6 protein-coding genes and 1 pseudogene are annotated in these 3974 nt (G+C 49.8%); all 7 read left to right on the forward strand.

Annotated elements, in window-relative coordinates; genetic code table 11:
- Nucleotides 1-418, forward strand: a 418-nt coding sequence (locus CPT76_RS24215) for a histidine phosphatase family protein (protein ID WP_105444692.1), incomplete at its 5' end; no start/stop codon positions are given.
- A gap of 93 nt (nt 419-511) precedes the next feature.
- The gene (locus CPT76_RS24220; RefSeq protein WP_105444693.1) at nt 512-1639 is read left to right on the forward strand and encodes a hypothetical protein; all 1128 of its coding nucleotides are present in this window, start codon (nt 512-514) and stop codon (nt 1637-1639) included.
- Nucleotides 1640-1683: 44 nt separating this feature from the next.
- Entirely contained in the window at nt 1684-2190 is a 507-nt protein-coding gene (locus CPT76_RS24225) for a gamma carbonic anhydrase family protein (RefSeq protein WP_089548041.1), read from the forward strand.
- 24 nt (nt 2191-2214) lie between these two features.
- On the forward strand, nt 2215-2394 hold the full coding sequence (locus CPT76_RS24230; protein WP_076170113.1) for an IDEAL domain-containing protein: 180 nt from the start codon (nt 2215-2217) through the stop codon (nt 2392-2394).
- Between the two features lie 151 nt (nt 2395-2545).
- Entirely contained in the window at nt 2546-2989 is a 444-nt protein-coding gene (locus CPT76_RS24235; protein WP_105444694.1) for a DUF2487 family protein, read from the forward strand.
- A gap of 170 nt (nt 2990-3159) precedes the next feature.
- On the forward strand, nt 3160-3702 hold the full coding sequence (locus CPT76_RS24240) for a Rieske (2Fe-2S) protein (protein WP_181153012.1): 543 nt from the start codon (nt 3160-3162) through the stop codon (nt 3700-3702).
- Between the two features lie 15 nt (nt 3703-3717).
- Nucleotides 3718-3974: pseudogene (gene qcrB / locus CPT76_RS24245) on the forward strand (menaquinol-cytochrome c reductase cytochrome b subunit); the annotation flags it as partial.

Here is a 3974-nt window from a genome sequence, read left to right on the forward strand (position 1 = left end):
CTCCCGCGCGCGGGAAACCGGGCAAATTCTGGCCGACAAGCTCCACATTCCGCTCCTTGAGCCCGATGAGCGGCTGAATGAACGGAGTTTTGGACAAGCGGAGGGACTGACGGCCGATGAGCGGGAAAGCCGCTGGGGCAAGCAGTGGGATGTGCATGACCTGGGCCAGGAGACGATCGAGCAGATTGAGGCTAGAGCTTTGGCGTTTATGGAGGATATGTGGACGGCTTACCCCGATAAAAACATGCTCGTCGTGAGTCACGGCGGGCTGCTGGCACAGCTGTACAAGTCACTGTACAGGGATAAATATACGGAACGGATTGGCAACCTGTCGCTTACGATCCTGGAGAAAAAGGATATCGACTGGGTGCCGCTCCTCTATAATTGCACCCGCCATCTGGCGGAAAAGAACGGATAACTCGGACAAGCGCCGGGTTATTTTTTTTGCCCGGATCGAATAAAAATTGTAATAATTCCCATAATGGTAGTAAAACGGCGAGGCGATGATGACATGAATTTAGCGGATATGCTTTCGTATGCGGATATCGGCCAGCTGACTACCATTGCAAGCCACTACCAATGCCAGTGCAAACGGAATTCCAAGCATGAACTGATTCAGAGCATCCTGGTCACGCTGAACCGGAGGGAGTTTATCGCGCAGCAGGTCAACACGGTTTCCCTTCAAGATTTACGTTTTCTGAATTCAGTCTTGTTTGACAGCAGATCGTTTTACAGCGTAGAAGATTTGGCGGCTGTCGTCCGGCAGACGACTTTTGACATCCCGGCAAACGAGGTGCATGAGACCCCGAGGGAAGCTATCGCCCGCTATAAGCGCAGCGGCTGGCTGTTCAACGGGATGACATCCAGCACCAAATATCTGTTTCAAATGCCGAGCGATCTGAAGGACCGGTTCCGGGCCGAGCTTGGACACACGCTGAAGCGAAAGGTCGTTAAATCCGGAGAGCCTCCGGTTTACCGGGAAGAGCAGGATCTGTGCGCCGAGGATCTGATGTACATGCTGAAGTATGTGGACCAGCAAGAGATCGAGCTGAATCAGGAATTCGTGATGTACAAGCGATACCAGCAGCAGTTAATGGACATGTTCCATGTCAGCGAGCCCCTGCTGACCAAAGGGGGATGGCGCTTTGGCTACGGCAGGAGCTTCAATGCATACCCCAACCGGATGGCGCTTCTGTATGACTATGCGTTCTACCACAGATATATCGAAGAAAACGGCAGCCGGCTGGAGCTGTCGGGCAAGGGCGCAGAGCTGCTGGAAAGCGGGACGAAAGAGAGCATGGTACAAATTTTCCGCTTTTGGTTAAAACTTTATAAAAGCGCCATACCTAACTTGGCATCCCTCGTCTATTGGACCGGGGAATGCGCCAAGGAATGGGTAACCGCCGCTTCCCTGCATGATGCTTTGGGCTGGTTGATCAAACCGTTTTATTACGACACTGCAGAGTCGATATTAAATGAAAGAATTATCGCGATGATGATGCATCTTGGGCTGATCCGCATCGGAGAAAGTCCGGAGAGCGGGATGGTTTTGAAAATGACCGCTTTCGGACAAAAGCTGGCCAGCAAAAGCCTGAACCTCGGAAGCGGCGAGCTGGAACCGCTCATTGACAAGTCATAGCCGCCTTGTTACAATCACTCCCAAAGTTAAGGGGTGATGAAAACATGCTGTTACCTTACGGCCAGCATCTGCCAAAGATCCACCCGTCCGTCTATGTTGCGGAGGGTGCCAAAATTGTCGGTGACGTTCAAATTGGACAGCAATCAAGCGTATGGTTTAACGCCGTGCTTCGGGGTGATATGGCACCCATCGTGATCGGTGACCGGTGCAACATCCAGGATGGAGCGGTAGGTCACGTCAATACGGACGAGCCGCTGATTCTAGAGGACGACGTCTCTGTCGGACATGCCGCCATCGTTCACGGCTGCACAATAGGCAAAGGTACATTAATCGGAATGGGGGCCATCGTACTGAACGGGGCCGAGATTGGTGAATATGCTTTAATAGGGGCAGGATCTATCGTTACTGAAAATAAAAAAATACCACCCTATACGCTTTCTCTGGGTTCGCCGGCGAGAGTGGTCCGTGAATTAACCGAAGAAGACTTGCGCAGAATGTATCGTACCACTCAAAACTATGTGGACAAGGGTAAAGAGTATAGGATGTTCTAATCAAAGGTTCGGAGGTGCATCCTAATGGATAAGATGAAAGCTACTTATGAAGTCATGTTGGGGCTGGCGGCTGAAATGGTATGGGACGAAGCGTTGCGAAAACACCGGAGCGAAGAGCTTTACCGCGAAATAGACAGGGCTCTGGCATCCGGAGACGAGGCGGCTTTCCGTAACCTGACGGATGAACTGAAATTGCTTAATTAAGTGGAATAAATGAAAAGAAATGCAGGCATCCATGCTGCATTTCTTTTTTGTTGGGCTGGCCTGCGCCAATGAATTTTACAAATTGCTGACACGGGAACAAGCATATTATAGAATGGAATGGTGAAAAATAATGGAAAGGGTGAACCCTTGAATGAAGTTCAGCGAAGTGGAAGAGGCAACCTGGAGTGAGCTCTCCCCCTATTTCGACACCTGCCTCATCCCTTACACCGGCCTGTCGGGCAAAGAGTCTCCCGTGGAAGCGACGGAGGCGCTGGCGCGGCTGCGGGATTTTATGGACCTGGTCGAGATCCCGTTTAAAGGAAGGATCATTACATACCCTGCCGTACAATACGGCCAAGGGGAGGATCTGTCGTTATTGCAGGAAGTTTGTCGCAATGTAAGGGAAGCGGGCTTTGCTTACGTCATTGTCATGACAGCAGACATCGAGCTGATCCAAGGCCAGATTGAAGGCTGCGATTTGGTTCTGTCCCGGAAAGTAGTATTCAATGAAGAAACGGGCGGAGCAGGTATAGCAGGCCAGATTAAGGATAAAATACAGGAAATGTGGCAGCGTGACAGCAAGATGGAAATGTGACAGAAATTCAACAATTTAATTGGGTAAATCTTCTTCCGCCTCATAAAAGAGTTGGATATTCTTGACGGTCTTATAAGGCTAATATATTATTATTATGTCCTAGTAAGTCGTGTGATAATAATCATTGAAAGCACTTTAAGACTTGGTTGACAAAGGGGGTTGAAGACATTATGAGCAACCAAAATGAGCACCATGAACCATCTCACAAACCACCCGGTCGTAAAGAAATGTCCCGTCGACAATTTCTGACTTATACATTGGGCGGTGCCACTGCTTACATGGCAGCCGGTGCAGTCCTGCCGATGGTGCGTTTTGCTGTGGATCCGATCCTGCACAAGAAGGGCGAGGGAGAGTTCATTAAAGTTGTCGAAGAAAGCAAAATTACCGACGAGCCTCAAGAATTCTCTTTTGAGCTGAAGCAGCAGGATGGATGGTATGCAAGCACTGCTACATTAACCGCTTGGATACGCAAGGATGAACAGGGGAAAATCTATGCGCTGTCCCCGATCTGTAAGCATTTGGGCTGTACGGTCGGCTGGAACAATGATAAAAGCTTCCCGGATGAATACCACTGCCCATGCCACGGGGCACGTTATACCAAAGAAGGCAAGAACTTGGCTGTAGCACCGAAGCCGCTCGACACCTACAAATTGAAAATTGAAAACGGTTGGATTTATTTGGGCGGGGTAGAGCCAAATACTGAAGTGAAATAGGAGGCGTAGATTCGGATGTTTAAGAATGTCTACAACTGGATTGATGAACGTCTTGATGTCACGCCGATTTGGAGAGACGTGGCGGACCATGAAGTGCCGGAGCACGTTAACCCGGCGCATCATTTCTCTGCGTTTGTATACTGTTTTGGCGGATTGACGTTTTTTATCACGGTCATCCAGATCCTGTCGGGGATGTTCCTGACCATGTATTACGTTCCGGACATCATTAACGCCTACGCCAGCGTTGAGTACCTCCAGACGAAAGTAGCCTT

The organism is Paenibacillus sp. AR247, from assembly GCF_002968895.1.
In the GTDB taxonomy this organism is placed as follows: Bacteria; Bacillota; Bacilli; order Paenibacillales; family Paenibacillaceae; genus Paenibacillus_AQ; species Paenibacillus_AQ favisporus.